This window comes from Pararhodobacter sp. (genome assembly GCF_034676545.1).
Lineage (GTDB): Bacteria > Pseudomonadota > Alphaproteobacteria > Rhodobacterales > Rhodobacteraceae > Pararhodobacter.
Map to the genome: position 1 here is coordinate 3,075,649 of NZ_JAUCBZ010000015.1, position 18,944 is coordinate 3,094,592.

17 protein-coding genes, 2 tRNA genes and 1 pseudogene are annotated in these 18,944 nt (G+C 64.3%); 2 read left to right on the plus strand and 18 right to left on the minus strand.

Features of this window, described 5'->3' with window-relative positions:
- Positions 1–45 precede the first annotated feature (45 nt).
- The 16 genes from murB to VDQ28_RS18585 form a co-directional block, all read right to left on the minus strand.
- The gene (murB, locus tag VDQ28_RS18510; protein ID WP_323037331.1) at positions 46–984 is read right to left on the minus strand and encodes a UDP-N-acetylmuramate dehydrogenase; all 939 of its coding nucleotides are present in this window, start codon (positions 982–984) and stop codon (positions 46–48) included.
- Between the two features lie 42 nt (positions 985–1,026).
- On the minus strand, positions 1,027–1,311 hold the full coding sequence (locus VDQ28_RS18515) for a hypothetical protein (RefSeq protein WP_323037332.1): 285 nt from the start codon (positions 1,309–1,311) through the stop codon (positions 1,027–1,029).
- Positions 1,312–1,371: 60 nt separating this feature from the next.
- Positions 1,372–1,641 carry a hypothetical protein gene (locus VDQ28_RS18520; RefSeq protein WP_323037333.1) on the minus strand — a complete coding sequence of 90 codons (270 nt, stop codon included), beginning with the start codon at positions 1,639–1,641 and terminating at the stop codon, positions 1,372–1,374.
- Positions 1,638–3,050, minus strand: a complete 1,413-nt coding sequence (gene murC, locus VDQ28_RS18525; RefSeq protein ID WP_323037334.1) for a UDP-N-acetylmuramate--L-alanine ligase — start codon at positions 3,048–3,050, stop codon at positions 1,638–1,640. Before murC ends, VDQ28_RS18520 begins: the two co-directional genes overlap by 4 nt.
- Positions 3,051–3,062: 12 nt before the next feature.
- Entirely contained in the window at positions 3,063–4,178 is a 1,116-nt protein-coding gene (locus VDQ28_RS18530) for a UDP-N-acetylglucosamine--N-acetylmuramyl-(pentapeptide) pyrophosphoryl-undecaprenol N-acetylglucosamine transferase (RefSeq protein WP_323037335.1), read from the minus strand.
- The gene (locus tag VDQ28_RS18535; RefSeq protein WP_323037336.1) at positions 4,178–5,344 is read right to left on the minus strand and encodes a putative peptidoglycan glycosyltransferase FtsW; all 1,167 of its coding nucleotides are present in this window, start codon (positions 5,342–5,344) and stop codon (positions 4,178–4,180) included. Before VDQ28_RS18535 ends, VDQ28_RS18530 begins: the two co-directional genes overlap by 1 nt.
- A gap of 107 nt (positions 5,345–5,451) precedes the next feature.
- Positions 5,452–6,360 carry an EamA family transporter RarD gene (rarD, locus tag VDQ28_RS18540; RefSeq protein ID WP_323037337.1) on the minus strand — a complete coding sequence of 303 codons (909 nt, stop codon included), beginning with the start codon at positions 6,358–6,360 and terminating at the stop codon, positions 5,452–5,454.
- 119 nt (positions 6,361–6,479) lie between these two features.
- A complete protein-coding gene (gene murD / locus VDQ28_RS18545; protein ID WP_323037338.1) occupies positions 6,480–7,868 on the minus strand; it encodes a UDP-N-acetylmuramoyl-L-alanine--D-glutamate ligase in 1,389 nt (462 codons plus the stop codon).
- An 84-nt stretch (positions 7,869–7,952) separates the two neighbouring features.
- Positions 7,953–8,029: transfer RNA gene (locus VDQ28_RS18550), tRNA-Asp, on the minus strand.
- A gap of 559 nt (positions 8,030–8,588) precedes the next feature.
- Positions 8,589–8,665, minus strand: a tRNA-Asp gene (locus VDQ28_RS18555).
- Between the two features lie 65 nt (positions 8,666–8,730).
- Complete coding sequence (pssA, locus tag VDQ28_RS18560; protein ID WP_323037339.1) at positions 8,731–9,498, minus strand: CDP-diacylglycerol--serine O-phosphatidyltransferase; 768 nt, start codon at positions 9,496–9,498, stop codon at positions 8,731–8,733.
- Positions 9,499–9,501: 3 nt separating this feature from the next.
- Entirely contained in the window at positions 9,502–10,200 is a 699-nt protein-coding gene (locus VDQ28_RS18565; protein ID WP_323037340.1) for a phosphatidylserine decarboxylase, read from the minus strand.
- A gap of 118 nt (positions 10,201–10,318) precedes the next feature.
- Positions 10,319–10,906: a d(CMP) kinase gene (locus VDQ28_RS18570; RefSeq protein WP_323037341.1), complete on the minus strand. Its 588-nt coding sequence runs from the start codon at positions 10,904–10,906 to the stop codon at positions 10,319–10,321.
- A 220-nt stretch (positions 10,907–11,126) separates the two neighbouring features.
- Complete coding sequence (locus tag VDQ28_RS18575) at positions 11,127–11,627, minus strand: hypothetical protein (RefSeq protein WP_323037342.1); 501 nt, start codon at positions 11,625–11,627, stop codon at positions 11,127–11,129.
- Complete coding sequence (gene aroA / locus VDQ28_RS18580; protein WP_323038155.1) at positions 11,627–12,973, minus strand: 3-phosphoshikimate 1-carboxyvinyltransferase; 1,347 nt, start codon at positions 12,971–12,973, stop codon at positions 11,627–11,629. The genes VDQ28_RS18575 and aroA overlap by 1 nt, the downstream gene beginning before the upstream one ends.
- 81 nt (positions 12,974–13,054) lie before the next feature.
- Positions 13,055–13,909 (minus strand): 2-oxo acid dehydrogenase subunit E2, encoded by an 855-nt coding sequence (locus VDQ28_RS18585; RefSeq protein WP_323037343.1) that lies wholly within the window; start codon positions 13,907–13,909, stop codon positions 13,055–13,057.
- A 274-nt stretch (positions 13,910–14,183) separates the two neighbouring features.
- Between VDQ28_RS18585 and VDQ28_RS18590 the strand changes: the two genes are divergently transcribed.
- Entirely contained in the window at positions 14,184–14,786 is a 603-nt protein-coding gene (locus tag VDQ28_RS18590) for a LysE family translocator (RefSeq protein ID WP_323038156.1), read from the plus strand.
- A 51-nt stretch (positions 14,787–14,837) separates the two neighbouring features.
- Here VDQ28_RS18590 and rpoH read toward each other — a convergent pair.
- Both rpoH and VDQ28_RS18600 read right to left on the minus strand, forming a co-directional pair.
- Positions 14,838–15,728 (minus strand): annotated as a pseudogene (rpoH, locus tag VDQ28_RS18595) (RNA polymerase sigma factor RpoH).
- A gap of 149 nt (positions 15,729–15,877) precedes the next feature.
- Positions 15,878–17,098: a cupin domain-containing protein gene (locus VDQ28_RS18600; RefSeq protein ID WP_323037344.1), complete on the minus strand. Its 1,221-nt coding sequence runs from the start codon at positions 17,096–17,098 to the stop codon at positions 15,878–15,880.
- Between the two features lie 446 nt (positions 17,099–17,544).
- Between VDQ28_RS18600 and VDQ28_RS18605 the strand changes: the two genes are divergently transcribed.
- A complete protein-coding gene (locus tag VDQ28_RS18605) occupies positions 17,545–18,870 on the plus strand; it encodes a hypothetical protein (RefSeq protein WP_323037345.1) in 1,326 nt (441 codons plus the stop codon).
- Positions 18,871–18,944 lie beyond the last annotated feature (74 nt).

The window sequence follows — 18,944 nt, forward strand, 5'->3', positions numbered from 1 at the left end:
AGTCGTCTTATTGGTTTTGCCCGGTCGCGCAGATCTTGTGCCTGCTCAGTTCTGCGGTGTGACCTGTTCGCCCACGCGCATGATTTCCCATTCTAGCGAAATCCCGCTGTTTTGGAACACCCTTTTTCGCACTTCTTCGCCCAAACCCTCCAGATCGGCCGCGCTGGCCCCGCCGGTGTTGACCAAAAAGTTCGGATGCATAGGCGACATCTGCGCCCCGCCCCGCACCGCGCCGCGCATTCCGGCGGCGTCGATCACCGCCCAGGCTTTCAACTCATGCGTGTCATCGGCCTGCCCGGTTGACGAAAACCCCGCCGGATTGCGAAAGGTCGAGCCCGCCGTGCGATCCTTGGTCGGCTGCGTCGCGTCGCGCTTGGCCAGTTGCTCGGCCATCCGGGCTTCCAGCGTGGCCGGGTCACCCGACGGCGCGCGAAATGTCGCGGCCACCACCACCGCGCCCTCGGGCAGATCCGACTGTCGATAGCGCAGATTGAGCGCCTCGGCGGCCAACACCTGCGGCGTGCCATCACGCAAGATAACGCGGATGCTCTCCAACCGATCCGCTACATACTGTCCATAACAGCCCGCATTCATCCGCACCGCGCCGCCGATCGACCCGGGGATCGTGCGCAGGAATGTCAGGTCCAGACCCGCCTCGGCCGCCTTGCGCGCCACATGCGCATCCAGCGCCGCACTGCCCGCCGTCACCCGGTCGCCGTCGATCTCGATGCCATTGAACCCGCGCCCGAGGCGAATCACCACCGCCCGGATGCCCCCGTCGCGCACGATCAGGTTCGACCCCACGCCCATCGGAAACACCGGAACCGCCGGATCCAGCGCCGCCAGAAACTGCGCCAGATCCGCCTCGTCGGCGGGCAGAAACAGCCAATCCGCCGGACCACCGACCCGCAGCCAGGTCAGCCCGTCCAGCGGGCGATTCGCGGTCAACGAGCCGCGCACGGGAATTGCAAAAATGTCACTCATGCCGCTTCGTAGCGCGCCCGCCGACACCTGTCCAGCGCGCGCCTATTCCTTCGGAGAGGCATCGTTACCGCGCCCGAAATACCACGCAACCAGCCCGACAACCCCGCTACCCAAGGCCGCCGGGAACACGAAGATGAGCGCCGTGATGGAATATCCCAGTCCGTCAAAGCCCTGCTTTCGCGCGCCGACCACCAGCAGGAACCCCGCCAACCCGACAAGGATCCCGCCACTGATCATCGCGACACGGGGCGCAAAGACCCGCGCCACGATGCCGCCGAACACCACGCCGATGACCAGCGCTCCGAACACCAAGACGACTATTTCCACGCTTCACTCCGCAGTTTTCGGCAAAATTCGCCCCGAACTATGAGCGATTCGCGTGAAAAATCAATCTTGGCGGCGAAACCGTGACAGGATCGTCCCCAGCACCAGCCCTGATGTGGTGGGCACGGACCAAAACAGGACCATCATTGCGTAGCCGGGACCATTCTCGCCGCCGAACAGCAGCGCTGCGGGCACCAGCAAAAACCCGGCCAGCGCGACGAACAGCGCAAAAACCATGGCCGCGCGGGGCGAGGCGCGGCGCGCCAGCAAGACCCCCGCGATCAGGCCAAGAATGGCCCAGATCGCCGCGTCCCAAAACGGCAAGCCGGTCATGGCTTGGCCAACTGGGCGGGCAGCCCCTGCGCCCAGGCCGAAATCGTGCCCGCGCCAAGGCAGACCACGATATCGCCGGATTTCGCCTCGCGCAGCACCAGGGCCGCAAGATCCTCGGCCGAGCCGATCGCCGTGGCGCTGGGGTGGCCCTGCGCCTGGATGGCCGCGACCAGCGTGTCGCGATCCGCCCCCGGAACCGGGTCTTCGCCCGCCGCATAAACCTCGGCAATCGCCACCACATCTGCCCCCGCAAAACAGGTCGTGAAATCGGCAAACAAGGCGTGAAGGCGCGAGTAGCGATGCGGCTGATGCACGGCGATCACCCGCGCCCCCGGCTCCACCGATTGCCGCGCGGCCTTGAGCACGGCGGCGATCTCGACCGGGTGATGTCCGTAATCATCGATAATGGTCACACCATCGACCTCGCCCACGCGCGTAAATCGCCGCCCGACCCCCTGAAACCCGGCCAGAGCGGCGCGGATATCGGTGTCCGACATGCCCAGTTCCAGCCCCACGGCCACCGCCGAAAGCGCATTCGAGACATTGTGATCGCCCGGCATCGGCAATGTCAGACTTTCAATTATCCGACTATTTGCCCCCTGTTTCACCCGGATATCAAAGTGGGCCTGTCCCTTTTTATACGTCAGACCTCTGGCCTGCACATCAGCCTCATCCCCGAACCCAAAACTGACCATCCGCCGATTGCGCAGGCGTTTTGCCAGAGCCGCGACCTCGGGGTGGTCGATGCACAGCACCGCCAGCCCATAAAACGGGATACGCCCGACAAAAGCATCGAACCCGGCGCGCAGGGCGTCGAAACTGCCCCAATGCTCCATATGTTCGGGGTCGATATTGGTCACCACCGCGATATGCGTCGGCAGCAGGTTGAACGAGCCGTCGCTCTCATCGGCTTCGACCACCATCCAATCGCCACTGCCCGCCCGCGCGTTCGAGCCATAGGCGTGCAGCACGCCGCCGTTGATCACCGTCGGGTCAAATCCGCCCGAATCCAGCATGGCGGCCATCATCGTCGTGGTTGTCGTCTTGCCATGCGTCCCCGCCACCGAGATCGTCCGGCGCAGGCGCATCAACTCGGCCAGCATTTCGGCCCGGCGCACCACCGGCAGGCCGCGCGCCACCGCCTCGGCCATCTCCGGGTTGCTCGGCTTGATTGCGGTGGACGCGACAATCACCGCCGCCTCGCCGATATTCGCCGCCGCATGCCCGACATGGATCACCGCCCCCAGCGAGGCCAAACGGTCGGTGATCGCACTGGCTTTGGCATCGGATCCCTGCACGCGAAACCCCGCGCCCAGCAGGATCTCGGCAATGCCGGACATGCCGATCCCGCCAATGCCGATGAAATGCAAAGGCCCAAGGCCCGGCGGCAACAAGGTGGAAACGCTCATACGCGGTCGCTTTCAGGCAGAGGGTGGACCGGCGAGACGTTCGGCAACATCCGCCAAACGCATCGCGGCATCCGGAAGCCCAAGCGTGGTGGCGGCCTGCGCCATACGGCTGGCGGCATCCGGCGTGGTCAGGATCATCTCGATCTGTTCGGCCAACGCCTCGGGGGTGAACTGGCTTTCGGGCATCAGCACCGCGGCCCCGGCCTCGACCAACCCGCGCGCATTGGCGGTTTGTTCGTCGCGCACCGCCGCCGCATAGGGCACCAGGATCGCCGGGCGGCCGATCACCGTCAGATCCGCCACGGTCGAGGCCCCGGCCCGCGCGATCACCAGTTGCGCCTCGGAAAACCGGCGCGGCACATCGGCGAAAAACGAGTCCACCTCGGCCGGAATATCCGCCGCGTCATAGGCCATATACACCCGCTCCAGATCCTCTGGCCGCGCTTGCTGGGCCACGCGCAGATGCCGGCGCAAGTGGTCCGGCAGCAGGGCAATCGCCGCTGGCACCACGTCCGACAGGATCCGCGCGCCTTGCGAGCCGCCGATCACCACCAGGCTCATCGGGTAGTCGCCCGGCGCAATATACGGCGCCGCCGCCTTGTCGCGCACCGCAGCGCGCACAGGATTGCCGGTGTGCAGCCCCTCGACGCCACTGGGCAATTCTGTTGGCCAAGTGCCGCAGGCAACCGCCGAAACGCGCGGCGCAAAGATTTGGTTCACCCGGCCCAGGACGCCATTCTGTTCATGGATCAGGCGTGGGACGCGCAGCACCCAGGCCGCGCCAATGGCCGGAATTGACGGATAACCACCGAACCCGGCAACCACCGCCGGGCGGTCCAGCACCATTGACGTGATCGCCGAGGCCATGCCACCCAGCACGCGAAACGGCACCACAAGTTTAGCCAAAGCGCCACCGCGCGCGAAAGTCGCCGACGAGACGACGCGCCGCTCGACCGCCTCGGGGAATGCGCTGGAATATTGCGCACCCCGGGCATCGGTCGACAAGACCACCCGCCAGCCACGCGCCAGCAATTCCTCGGCCAAGGCCTGCGCGGGGAACATATGCCCCCCCGTCCCGCCAGCCGCAATCACCGCCAGAGGGGGTCTTTTCGCCCTGTTCGAAGCCATCAACGCCCCCGTGTCAGCATGATATCCTGAATTCCACCCTGCGGGCGGGTCCGCGTCAGGGCAAGCAACATGCCCAGCATAATCCCCATTGCCAACAAAGACGAGCCACCTTGGCTGATGAACGGCAAAGTCATGCCTTTGGCCGGCAGCAAGCGCACCGCCACACCCATGTTGATCATCGCCTGCGCCGAAACCATCGCCACCAACCCGGCCCCGGCCAACCGCGTGAACGGATCGCGTTCGCGGGTCAGGCGTGACAGGGCGCGCAAGCAGATGACGGCATAAAGGGCAATGATGAAGGCCACCAGAATGAAGCCATATTCCTCGGCCGCGACGGCAATCACAAAGTCGGTATGCGCGTCCGGCAGCTGCCATTTCACCTGACCTTCGCCCACGCCCATGCCAAACAAACCGCCCTCCTGAATGGCCGATGTGGCATAGCCCAATTGCGAGCGCGCATCGACTTCGGCGGCCAGATAGCCGTCAATGCGGCGCGCGAAATGCTCCGAGCTGTGATAGGCGAAGACGCCCCCCATGCTCGCAAGTCCCGCCAGCCCGAGGATCACGAACATCGGTGCGCCCGAGATGAAATACATCACCCCCCAGCCGAACAGGATCAACACGGATTGGCCGAAATCGGGCTGCAAAACCAGCAGGAACACGGTTGCCAACACCACGGCCAGCGACAGCGATTTGCCCGGCGGCCCGTTCAACGCCTGCCCCGAGGCCAACAGCCACGCCGCCGCCACTGCCAGACACGGTTTCACGAACTCCGAGGGCTGGATGGTGGTAAAGCCAAAGCTGAGCCAGCGCACCGCCCCCTTGCCAAAATCGCTGCCGATGAAGGGCAAGGCGGCCAGCGTGACAAAGCCGATGCCAAACCCCAACACGCCCCAGCGCCGGATGGTTTCGGGCGACTGCATCGACACCACGAACATCACCAACATCGACATCGCCGCATACAAGGTGTGACGCTGGAAATAGTAGAACGGCGAGACATGGTTGCGCGCGGCCAAGGGTGGCGACGACGCCAGCGCCAGCAACAGGCCAACGCCCACCAGCAACAAGACGCACGAGATCGTCCAGCGATCGACCGTCCGCCACCAACGCGACAAAACCGGTTCGCCCGAGTAGACGGGCATGGTGCCATGGACCATTTCTGTCATGTGAGACTGCTCTCTATGCCTGTGTTTCGCCCGTTTTCCGGGTCTGAACGGCAGTCTAACGCGAATGCGCACGCAAAGCCAGAGTCTTGCAGCGCGCTCTTTCGCCGCTATCCGGCGCGCAGCCGCCGCCGCCGCTGCACCAGCAGATCCGCCGAATACAGCGCCAACGCCAACCAGATCACCGGAAACGCCACCCGTTTCGCGCCCTCGAACGGCTCTCCGAACACCAGCACCGCGATCAGGAACACGAAAGTCGGCGCGATATACTGCATCAAGCCAATGGTCGTCAGCCGCAACTGCTTGGCACCATTGGCATACAGCATCAGAGGCACCGCCGTCACCACACCGCAGCCGATCAGCAAGACAGCATCCAGAACGCCGGTCGCCCCAAAACGCAGATCACCCTGCCACCACAACCACAGCACATATCCCACGCCAATCGGACTCAACAGGATCACCTCCAGCGTGAACCCCTGGTTCGGACCAATCGGCAACGCCCGCTTGAACAACGCGTAAAATCCCCAACTGAGGGTCAAGGACAGCGATAGTAACGGCAGACTGCCGGCCTCCCAGGTCAACAGCGCCACCGCCGCCCCCGCCAACGCCACCGACGCCCATTGCGCCCGCGTCAGGGTTTCGCGCAGGATCACAGCGCCCAGAAAGATCGAGAACAGCGGGTTGATGTAATAGCCCAATGCCGCATCCAGCACCCGCCCGGATTGGATCGCATAAAGATACACGCCCCAATTGACCGATACCAACGCCGCCGTCAGCCCCGCCATCGCCAACAGTCGTGGCGACACGATTGCCGCGCGCAAATCCGCGGTGCGCCCCAAAGCCAGCAAGACCAACAGCGCGACCGGCACCGCCCAGATCACGCGATGCACCAGAACTTCGGGCAGCGGTATGTGATTGAGCAAATGCAGATACAGCGGCAAGGCACCCCATATCAAATAGGCTGCCAAGGCCAGTAAAAATCCTCTCAGACTATCGCCGCCGTGACCGTGACTGCTCATCCACCCACCCCGTCTTTGTTCACCAAAATATCCTGGGGGGTGAATTGGCCGCAGGCCAAGAGGGGGGCAAAGCCCCACCCCTTTTTCACATCTCCAATAGGCATTTACCCACGAGGCACTTACCCACGCGGCAACCCCTGCACAAGTGCGGTAAAATGCTCGCCCCGTTTTTCGAAATTCGGGTATTGATCGAAACTCGCCGCCGCCGGGGCCAGCAACACGACCTCCCCGGCCTCCGCCTCGCCCGCCGCACGCGCAACCGCCTGATCCATCGTTTCGCAAATCTCATACGGCACGGCACCAAGCTGCAAGGCAAAATCGCGCGCCGAGTGACCGATCAGATAGGCTTTCGCCACCGAGGCCAGATACGGCACCAGCCCGGCAATCCCGCCCTCCTTGCCAAGCCCCCCGGCGATCCACCGGATGCGGGGAAAGGCTTGCAACGCCTTGGCGGCACTATCCACATTCGTCGCCTTGGAATCGTTCACATACCGCACGCCGCCAATCTCGGCCACCAACTGGCTCCGATGCGGCAGGCCGGCAAAACTGGCCAATCCCGCCTCGATCTGACGCGGGGCAACCCCCAGACTGCGCAGCGCCGCATAGGCCGCACAGGCATTCTGATGATTATGCGCGCCGGGCAATCCGGCCATCGGACGCAGATCAATCGACGCCACCTGCCGCCCGCTACGCCACTCCGCCAGAAACCCCTTGCGCGCAAAGACGCTCCAGCCCGCGCCCTGCAATTTCTGCCCCGAGGACACCCGGATCACCCGCGCATCCTGCGGCCCCTCGCCCAGTTGCATCGCCAGATTGCGCCCCTCGACCTCGTCGACGCCAATCACCGCGCGGGTCGGCGCCCCCTCCGAGAACAGCCGCCGTTTGGCCGCGAAATAACCACCCATCCCGCCGTGCCGATCCAGATGATCCGGCGACAGATTGGTGAAGATCGCCACATCCGGGGCCAGATGCCGCGCCAGATCGGTCTGATAACTGCTCAACTCCAACACCACGACGCCATCCTCGCCGGGCAGATCAATCGCCAGAACGCCGGTGCCGATGTTGCCCGCCATGACGACCTCGCGCCCGGCCTCCGCCAGCAAATGCGCGATCAGCGCCGTGGTGGTCGATTTGCCGTTCGACCCGGTGACGCAAATGACCTTGGGCGGGAAGTCGTCGGCGGCCAAGGTGCGAAAGAAAAGCCCGATGTCGTTGTCCACCGGGATGCCCTGCACAAGGGCGGCCGCGATCACCGGATGCGGCGCCGGGTACAGATGCGGAATGCCCGGAGAGGTGATCAAGGCCGCCAATCCGTCCAGCGCGCCGTGCCGGGTCAGGTCTATGGGCGCAAACCCCGCCGCCTCGGCCTTGGCCCGCCCCTCGGGGCTGTCGTCCCAGGCACAAACCTCGGCACCGCCCGCCGCCAGTGCCGCACAAGTCGCCAGCCCCGACCGGCCCAGCCCCAGAACACCAACGCGTGCGCCCTCAAACCCTTGAACGGTAATCATTTTTTCCCCTGCACAGATTGCGTGCCTCCCAGAGTATCCGAGAGGGCCGCCAAGCGGAAGGGCCAGACCAAAGGCAGGGAAAAATGGCGCGGTTGACGGGGCTCGAACCCGCGACCCCCGGCGTGACAGGCCGGTACTCTAACCAACTGAGCTACAACCGCGCGTGAGCCGTCAATTAGGCGAAGCGCCGGGGGGCGTCAAGGATTAAAAGCGCGCACCGTGACGCTTTGTCATCCCCAAGACGCCAGGCGAATTGGAATTTCGCGCCGGCGCTCCGCCCCGCGAGGCTAGGCCACTTGCGCCAAATGTCAGCCGCTGCCGCATCCCGGGCCAAAAGCCGCGCCCCACGATCTGGCCTCTGTGGGGAAACCCCGGTGTTGAACGAACCCTTCGGCAGGCCACGCGCCGTTATGTGAAGCAAGGTGCGTGCAAGCACACACCCTACCCTCTGTGGACACGGAGCGCGCGGACGTCACCTCGGATCATCGCCCCTGCGCCAACATAACGCCCTCACGCGCCTTCATCTTGCCAAAAATACTCACCTCAAGGCCACACCCCGCACACTCGGCCGAGCATTCCGCCGTCGGGCGGCCACTCTTGACATCAGGTAAACGCTTCCATCCAAGCCCTTGATTTCACAAGCCCACCATTGTGTCCCACAGGGGGACACCCCAGCAGACGTCATGAAAAAAGGCCCCACAAAGGGGGCCTGAAATCAAGTGGCGCGGTTGACGGGACTCGAACCCGCGACCCCCGGCGTGACAGGCCGGTACTCTAACCAACTGAGCTACAACCGCGCGATGACCGGGGGATATCCGCCCGCCGCCGGGTCGTCAAGCGCGAAAAGCGCGCAACTGTCAGCTCAGGTCAGCGCCCGTCGATGCGCCCAGCTTCCCTGCGCCAGAACCACGAGATAGGCGAGATCCGTCAACAACAAGACCGTCCACGGCCGCATTGCCAGCGCCCCGGCAAACACACCGACGCCGAGCAGGACCCAGATCGCGCGGTTTCGCGGTACGGCCAGCCCCTTCGGCGAGGGGGTTGGGAGCCGCGAAATCATCAGCAGCCCGATCATGCCGACATAAAGCGCAACCGCAATCGGCCATTGCCGCATATCGACCCAATCCGCCAGCGAGACGTAAACCGGCAAAAGGGCCAACATCGCGCCTGCGGGTGCGGGAACACCGACGAAATGCGCGCGACCCGGTGGTGGAGGCGCATCGCGATTGACGTTGAACCGCGCCAGACGAAGGCACGCGCAGATCACATAGACCAGCACGAACAACCACCCCAACCCGGGCAACCCTTGCAGCACAAAATGATAGACAAAAATCCCGGGTGCCACGCCGAAACAGACGAAATCGCTGAGTGAATCCAATTCGGCCCCAAAGGAGCTTTCGGCATTCAACTTGCGCGCCAACAGCCCGTCGATTCCGTCGATGATCGCCGCCAAAACCAACAGCGCCGCGGCGACCTGATACGAATCTTGCAGCACATAGCGGATGGATGTCAGCCCCGCGCTGAGCCCCAGCAGCGTGACCAGATTGGGGAGCAATTGCACCAGCGGCAACGACCGGCGGTCCGCGCTGGCGGTGTCACTCTCGGTCGGTTGCGTCTGCGGATCGGTCATGGCCTAGCGAACCTCTGCCAGGCGCGCCGTTTCATCTGATGCAAGATCCGCCAACACGGTTTCTCCGGCAACCATGGTTTGCCCCAACGAGACCAATGGATGCACACCGTCGGGCAGGTAAACATCCAACCGCGACCCAAATCGGATCATGCCAAACCGTTCCCCCGTTTCCAGCACATCACCGGGCTTCACGTCGCAAACGATTCGGCGCGCGACCAATCCGGCGATTTGCACCACGGCGATTTTGCGCCCATCCGCCATGTCTATGGCGACGGAGTTGCGCTCATTGTCGCTGCTGGCTTTGTCCAGAGATGCATTGAAGAACTTTCCCGGGCGGTAAGAGACGGCACTGACAGTCCCGGCGATTGGCGCGCGATTCACATGACAGTTAAACACGTTCATGAAGACGCTCACGCGCATCATGGGGTCCGTGCCCATGCCCAATTCAACGGGCGGGACGGCGGGTTCGATCAGCGAAATCACACCGTCAGCGGGGCTGATCAACAAGCCCGCGCGTTGCGGCGTATGCCGTTCAGGATCCCGGAAAAAATAATAGCACCAGACGGTCAGAACCACGCCAATCCATCCCAGCGGCTGCCAGATCAGAAAGAGCACCAAGGTCACGGCGGCAAAAATTCCGATAAAGGGATACCCTTCGCGGTGGACGGGTTTGATCACGGTCGAAAGCATCGAGTCTGACATCGGAATTCCTGATTGAGGTCTGCGCGATTGCTATAGCCCCTTTCCCGCACAACGCAAAGCACCTCGTGCCGGGCTTCACCTTGGCACGAGATATTTAACGTCGCGTGAATATTGCGCCTCAGGTGGCGCGAATGGCGTTTACGGTGGCAATGGCGCGGGCAATGGCCGCCTCGGTATCCAGCGCCGAGGTGTCGATGATCACCGCGTCAGCCGCCGGTTTCAACGGCGCATCGGCGCGGTTCCTGTCGCGCTCATCGCGCGCGATCACATCGGCGAGGACCTCTGCCTCATTGCCGCCGACTTCCAGCCAACGACGATGTGCCCGGACTTCGGGGCTGGCGGTGATAAACAGTTTCACCGGTGCATCGGGGCAAATAACCGTGCCAATGTCACGACCGTCCAGAACCGCGCCGCCCTCGCGGGCCGCAAATGCACGTTGGAAATCAAGGAGTGCGGCGCGGACCTCTGGTATCACGGCGACCTTGCTGGCGGCCTCGCTGGCGGCCATGGACCGCAAATCATCACGTTGCAGATCCTCGGTGGTCAGGGTGCGCGCGGCGACAATCGGATCGCCGCCCTTCGCGCCCACGGCCCGGTACAACAACCCCGTGTCAAGATGCGCCAAGCCAAACTGCGCGGCCAGGGCCCGGCTGATCGTCCCTTTGCCCGCCGCCGCCGGACCATCCACCGCCACTGTAAATGTCATCGTGCTCTCCCGTCAGGCTGCTGGGCTCATGTTTCGGTTTGATGCCTCGAAAGCCCACCCCGATGCAAGCCGTGCGAGGGCCGCCAGACCGGTTTTCGGGTTGGGAGGACAATGGCTGCAATTGACGTGTTCCAATTGTCAGACGTTGTAAATGTTCTATCCAGTGATCAAACCGCGAAGGTTTCTTGTCAAGAATGTTGGAAAAGTGAAATCCCAGCCGTCACACGCGGCCCGCCCAGCGCCGCCAGCTTTGACGTGCGGCCAGTATCACACCAAGCGCCAACGCCACGAATTTGGCGCTGGTGAAGGTGCTCGCGCGCAGGATTTCGGCAGGCTCCACCCAATCCGGGCCTGCCGTGAGCATCGCTTGAACCGCAGCGTTCTCGCCCCAATCCAGCGCCACATAGGTCATAGCCGTCAGCACGCAGACCATGCCGAAAACACCGGAAAACGGGCGCATCCACCAGGTCAGCGTCAAACCGATCAAGGTCGAGAACACCATATCCGCCCAGAAAACCGGCCCCTGCGCCAAGGCAAACCCTTCGGGGGACAGGGCGCGCAAATAGTCGCGCGCCTCGCCCAGAGAGTACCCAAAGGCGCGAAAATCAAGGGGAATTTCGCCTGTGGCGTGGTGCATCAACTGGCCGCTCAGATAGAGGCCAAGATAGGCATAAACCGCCAACGTCAGCAGCGGCAGCCCCCAGTTGATCGCCCCGCGCATCAGGGTTTATCGCGGGCGATGGTTGCGCCGAGCCCCGCCATCAACGGCTCGAAACTCGGGAATGACGTGGCGATCGGCCCGCCGTCATCGACCGAAATCGGGGCCTCGGACACCAGACCCAGGACCAGAAACGACATTGCGATCCGGTGGTCCAGACGGCTCTCGGTCACCGCACCACCCGGCACGCGGTCCATGCCGTAGACGGTGAACACGTCATCCTCTTCCTCGATCCGCACGCCACAGGCCTCGAGGCCGCGGGCCATCGCGTCGATCCGGTCGCTTTCCTTGACGCGCAGCTCTTTGACGCCGCGCATGATGGTTTTGCCCTTGGCGCAGGCCGCGACCACCGACAGGATCGGGAACTCGTCAATCATCGAGGCCGCACGCTCGGACGGGGTTTCGAGACCGCGCAACTCTGGCGAATAACGCACCCGCAGATCGGCGACCGGCTCTCCGCCCTCTTCGCGCACGTTTTCAAACTGGATATCCGCGCCCATTTCCAACAGCGTCACATAAAGCCCGTCGCGCGTCGGGTTGCGGCTGACGCCCGGCACGGTGATGTCCGACCCGGGCACGATTACCGCCGCGCAGACCGGAAACGCCGCCGAGGACGGATCGCGCGGCACGGCGACGGTCTGCCCGGTCAACTCGGGCTGGCCGGTCAGCGTGATCACGCGGCCCTCGGCTGTATCCTCGACCGACACCTGCGCCCCAAAGCCGCGCAACATGCGCTCGGTGTGGTCGCGGGTCGCCTCGGGTTCAATCACAACGGTCTCGCCCGGCGCATTCAACCCCGCCAGAAGCACCGCCGATTTGACCTGCGCCGAGGGCACCGGCAAGACATAGCGCACCGGTACCGGGTTCGCGGCCCCGACCACCGTCATCGGCAATCGCCCGCCATCGCGGCCCACTGCTTGCGTGCCGAACAGGGCCAGCGGATCGGTCACCCGGCCCATCGGTCGCTTGTTCAGGCTGGCGTCGCCGGTGAAGGTGGCACAGATCGGCGTGGTCGCCATTGCCCCCATGATCAGGCGCACACCGGTGCCCGAATTGCCGCAGTCGATCACATGATCCGGCTCGGCGAATCCACCGACGCCGACGCCCTGCACCGTCCAGGTGCCCAGCCCCTCGCGGGTCACCGTCGCGCCAAAGGCGCGCATGGCGGCGGCGGTGTCCAGCACGTCCTGACCTTCCAGCAAGCCCGTCACACGGGTTTCGCCGATCGACAAGGCACCAAGAATCAATGCCCGGTGACTGATCGACTTGTCGCCGGGCACCTCGGCCACGCCGGTCAAAGGACCAGAGGCGCGGGCGGTCATCGGAATGGGGGTGCCGTGTGCGGACATGGAAACCTCGGGCTGGCTGGTAAAACTGCCCGCCTGATAGCGCAGCCGATCCGCGCCGTCCATCGCGTTCAGGCGCGCGGGTTATCCGCCAACCGCCGAGGCCTCGAACGCGTCGAGGCCGGCACCCGCTTCCAGAGTGTCGATCAGATGCGCGATGAAGCGCGCTGCCGGGCCGCCGTCGACCACCGCGTGATCGATTGCAACCACCAGATTCAGCATCTCGGCCTCGCGCGGTTCGCCGTCGGCGCCGGGCCGCAACACCCTGGAGATCGAGCCCACCGTCACGATCAACGGCCATGGCCCCGAGATGACCGCCCAGCCGGTGACGCCGAGCTCACCGAACATGCCCACCGACGTCACATTGATCGTTCCGATCATCCGCTTGCGCAGCACCGGGCTGCGGCGAAGCAACCACCAGACCACCGCGCGCAGCGGACGGGGCAATCGCGCCAAGATGTTGGCCTGTCGCGACAGCCGGTCGTTGGCCAGCGTGATGCCACGCAGCTCGGCCTCTTGCGCCGCGCGCAGCTGATCATGGATCGCGCGCAGCGGCGCTCGGTTGGCGGCGCGCATGATCATCGAGGCCGGGACTTGCGTGCCGTCGGGCAACATGCGCTCGACGATGGTCGACACGTCCATATCTTCGAACTCGGTCAAGGACCGGCCGGTGCGCACCGCATGAACCTGCGGAAATGTGGCAACGGCGCGGGCGGTGCCGTGGACGATGAACGCCGTCATCGACGGTGGCGGTAGCCCACGCGCTACAAGCGCCTGCATGCGGGCGCGAACTTCGGTGACCTCCACCTGCACGATGCCGTGGACGTGCTCATGGTGGTGCCCTTCCCGGAGGATGTCGAGGATCACCTCGCGGTGGCGTGGCATCCGCGCGACGCGGCGTGCATTGGTTCCACCCGCTGGTTCATACGCTTGCGTCATCCGTACCCCGTCGCACCCCATCCGCTATCGAGAATGCGCTCTTGATGCGGCCGTTGTCGAGTTGGCAAGCGCGCAGGGGGCCTCGCAACGGCGCGGCTGTTCAGGGGAATGCGCAGATCCCCGGCGATCGCGCCCAGTGCGCAAGTCACCCGCGCGCCCGGTGGCCGTGATGGCGACCGACCTGCGGCTTCTGAACAAGATTTGCAGGCCGTGACAACCCCTGCTAGTCGAGGGCGATGCCAACCCCTGTCATTCCCCAGGTTTCGCCATGCCCATTCCTCACGACCTGTTACTCGCGCTGATCCTGTATGCCTTTGTGTCGTCGATCACGCCGGGCCCGAACAACCTGATGTTGCTGGCGTCGGGGGTCAATTTCGGATTTCGCCGAACAATTCCGCATATGCTTGGCATTGGCGGCGGTTTTACGGTGATGGTGGGCATCGTTGGGGTGGGCCTTGCCGGGCTGTTCCTCGCATACCCGCCCGCGCGTCTGACCCTGACGATCGTGTCGATCCTCTATCTGGTCTGGCTGGCATGGAAAATCGCGAATGCCGCGCCACCGAGCCACGCGGCAACAGCGGCAGGAAAGCCGCTCGGCTTTTTGCAGGCCGCGGCATTTCAGTGGGTAAACCCCAAGGCATGGACCATGGCGTTGACGGCCAACACGCTCTATGCCCCGAACGCCGACTGGCCGTCGGTGCTGGCAGTGGCGGCGGCGTTCGGGGCGGTCAACCTGCCCAGCGTGTCCTGCTGGGCGCTGATGGGAACCATGATGCGCGGTGTCCTGCGTGACCCCAAACGTTTGCGCCTGTTCAACTGGACGATGGCCGCGCTGTTGGTGGCCACGCTCTGGCCGGTGCTGCGCAACGCCGTGTAGGGTGCGTGCTTGCACGCACCATCCCGCACCGGCAAACCACAGCCGCCGGGTTTATGCCGTCGCCATGCCTTTCTCGGCCGCAATCTCGCGCATCCGCGTCTGCAGCTTTTCGAAGGCCCGCACCTCGATCTGACGGATCCGCTCGCGGCTCACATCATAGCGCGATGACAGTTCCTCCAGCGTGACCGCCGGTTCCGCCAGTTTCCGCTCGGTCAGGATGTCGCGCTCGCGCTCATTGAGCACATCCATCGCCTCCATCAACATTGCCTGACGCGCTTCGAATTCGTCGCGCTCGGCATAGTCGCCGGCTTGATCGGCGTCGTCGTCCTGCAACCAGTCCTGCCAACTCGACCCGCCCTCTTCGCCGCCCACCGTGATGTTCAGCGACGCGTCCGATCCGGCAAGCCGGCGGTTCATGCTGACCACCTCTTGTTCCGTCACCGACAGATCCTCGGCCAGTCTGGCCACGTTTTCCGGGCGCAGATCACCCTCTTCAATCGCGCCAATCCGGGCCTTGGCCTTGCGCAGGTTGAAGAACAGCTTTTTTTGCGCGCTGGTGGTGCCCAGCTTCACCATCGACCACGACCGCAGCACATATTCCTAAATCGAGGCGCGGATCCACCACATCGCATAGGTCGCCAGCCGGAACCCTTTTTCCGGGTCAAACCGCTTGACCGCCTGCATCAGACCCACATTCGCCTCCGAGATCACCTCGGCTTGCGGCAGGCCATAGCCGCGATAGCCCATGGCGATCTTGGCGGCCAGGCGCAGATGGCTGGTCACCAGTTTATGCGCAGCACCCGTGTCCTGGTCTTCGACCCAGCGTTTGGCGAGCATGTATTCTTCTTCAGGCTCCAGCATCGGAAAACGCCGGATTTCCTGCAAATAGCGGTTCAACCCCTGCTCAGGGCTCGGGGCGGGAAGTCGAGTGTAGTCGGCCATGATCTCTCCTTCAAATACCGGCAAGAAAGCACCTAGGACCGCCCGCGTGGTTTTTCAACGACGCAGCCTGTCCTTGATGGGTTACAAAATGTTTAACGCGCGAGACCTGGGTTTCCGTCGGTCGCCACGCCAATTCCTGTGTCCGGGCCTCAGACCCGAAACATCACGCCCTCGCGCACCAGACGTCGGGCCAGCACCGCTTGCCCGGCCTCGTCCAGATCGCCGGGCAGATCGCCAACGGTGAATTGCGGCAAGGTCATCGCCGCGCGCAGCGATTCTTCGGCAAAGCCGGGAAAGGCGATCTCGGCACCATAGACTTCGAGGATCACCTCCTCCGCATCGCCCTTGGCGCGGCGCGACAGCGTGTAAATCAGCCCCGGCCGCACCGAGACGGCACAGCCCGCGCCAATCGCATCGGCGGCGTTGCTTTGCAGGAACTGCCCCGGCACGACAGGCAAACGGCGGCGGCGGAATTCATGGGCAAACCCGTCCAGCGTGCGCTGCGGATCGCAACCCTCGACGGCGCGCGCCATCAAGGCCGCAAACGTCTCCAGAGCCCCGGCCTTGTCGAACCCGTCATTGGCAAAGCCCGGCGGGATCGAGGCCCGCAAGGCCGGGTCCTGCAAAGCGCGCTCGACAATCGCCTCAACCAGCACATCCACCCAACGCGAGGCCAGAAGCCCGGTGGTGATATGCAGCGATACCTCATCGGTGGCGATCGCGTCATGCACCACGCCGCGCGGAATATAGGCCATATCGCCGGCGTTCAGCACAAAGGTCTCGATCACCTTGCCCGCCTGGAAGGTCTTGGGATCAAATGCCTGACTGCGCAGCGGCAATTCCAGCGGCGACTCATAGATTTTCCAGGTCTTCGAGCCATGCGCCTGCAAGACGATCACGTCATGCGAATCATAATGGGTCTTGAAGCCCTGCGCATTGTCAGGTGTCAGATAGATGTTGGTTTGCAAATCGCAACTGAACACGGTCTCGAGTGAGCGGCAATAGGACGACAATTTCGGCAAGCTGCGGTGGAGCTGCGGCAAGATCACCGTGCTGCCGCGCGCGAATTGGTAGGACACGCGCACCGGGTCCACATACCCGTTGGGCATGGTAAAGTCGTCAACATCAATCCCGTTGCCGTTGTTGACCAACTGCAGATTGGCGCTTGGCACCATCGTCTGCGTGATCACATGATCAATATCTTCGATGGTCAGCAGATCGCGGTAATAGTCGGGCTGGTCACGTTTGATAACCAGATGCTTTTTCTCGAAATATTCCGCGAAAAACGTCTCGGGTGAGACGGGAGATATGGCCCGCGCGAAATCATGCACCACCGCCCCGGCGCCCTTGTCCTTCACAGCATCTTTCATCGTCGCTCTCCGTTTTCTCAGCCCGATCCGCGCGTGACCTCATGGCGGCCCCCTATGCGCCTTGGATGCACACGCATCGTTGCATTGGATAACACTTGGCGGCGTCGCGCAATGCCCGAAAATGGGCGATCACTTGCAGGCGTCGGCATGGTCGTTTCGCTCGACCCCAGGTCTCGATGCGCCCGGACCGGCGCAAACGCCGCCCGGTTCCGCACTCGCCTGACGCGCCGCGCGGCATCGCGCCAATTTGGAACCATTCAAAAATATTGACCGAAAAGCACGTTTCGCCTTATGATGTAGCATATTTGCGACATATATAGATAGGTGAGCCAATGTCAGATGATGAGCCAACCAAGAAAAAGGGATCGTTGTCTGATAAAGACATCACGACCCGCACATCCCTTGGGCGCCGGGCGTTTATTTCCACGGCCGTAGGCGGCGCGGCAATGCTCGCCAGCACACAGGCGAAGGCCATCACCGACTCTGATGGTGGCGCGAACGCCGACCCGGCGGGCGCTGGTCGCGGAAGCGGTGGACGATCCGGCCTCACCGACTCCGACAGCGGCGCAAGCGCTGACCCGGCGGGCAATGGGCGCGGTGGCGGCGGCAGCAGCCGTTCCGGCCTCACCGACTCGGATAGCGGTGCAAGTGCTGACCCGGCGGGCAACGGGCGCGGTGGCGGAGGCAGCAGCCGCTCCGGCCTCACCGACTCGGATAGCGGTGCAAGTGCTGACCCGGCGGGCAACGGGCGTGGTGGCGGAAGCCGCTCCGGCCTCACCGACTCAGACAGCGGCGCAAGCGCTGACCCGGCGGGCAATGGGCGCGGTGGCGGCGGCAGCAGCCGTTCCGGCCTCACCGACTCGGATAGCGGCGCAAGCGCTGACCCGGCGGGCAATGGGCGCGGTGGCGGCGGCAGCAGCCGATCCGGCCTCACCGACTCAGACAGCGGCGCAAGTGCCGACCCGGCGGGCAATGGGCGCGGTGGTGGCGGCAGCAGCCGTTCCGGCCTCACCGACTCGGATAGCGGCGCAAGTGCCGACCCGGCGGGCAATGGGCGCGGTGGCGGCGGCAGCAGCCGTTCCGGCCTCACCGACTCGGATAGCGGCGCAAGCGCTGACCCGGCGGGCAATGGGCGCGGTGGCGGCCGTTCAGGCCTGACGGACTCCGACAGCGGCGCAAGCGCTGACCCGGCGGGCAATGGGCGCGGTGGTGGCCGTTCAGGCCTGACGGACTCGGATTCGGGGTCCTTTGCCGACCCGGCAGGCAATGGGCGTGGTGGCAGCAGCCGTTCCGGCCTCACCGACTCGGACAGCGGCGCAAGCGCCGACCCGGCGGGCAACGGACGTGGCGGCGGCGGCAGTCGTACTGGCCTGACGGACTCGGATTCGGGGACCTTTGCCGACCCGGCGGGCAATGGCCAAGGCGGTCGGCGCACCGGCTTCACCGATTCGGACTCCGGCTCCTTTGCGGATCCGGGCGGCAATGGTCGTGGCTCGGGCCTCACGGACTCGGATCAGGGCAGCTCTGCCGACCCCGCAGGCAATGGTCGAGGGCCGCGCCCACCAAGCGGCGGCGGCGGCGGCGGCAAGCCGGGTGGCGGCCTTCCGCCGGGCAATTCCGGCATCACCGACGCCGATTCCGGGCATTGGGCGGATGCGGCGAGCAATGGTCGCGGTGGCGGACCCAACAGCGGTGGGCGCACATCTGGCCTCACCGATTCCGACGGTGGCCCCTCGGCCGATCCGGGTGGCAACGGACGTCGCGGTCGCTGACCCCGGTACCTCAAGGCTCCAAAGGGCACGGTTTTTCCGTGCCCTTTTTCCATCTGCGGCCTGCGCGCGCATTT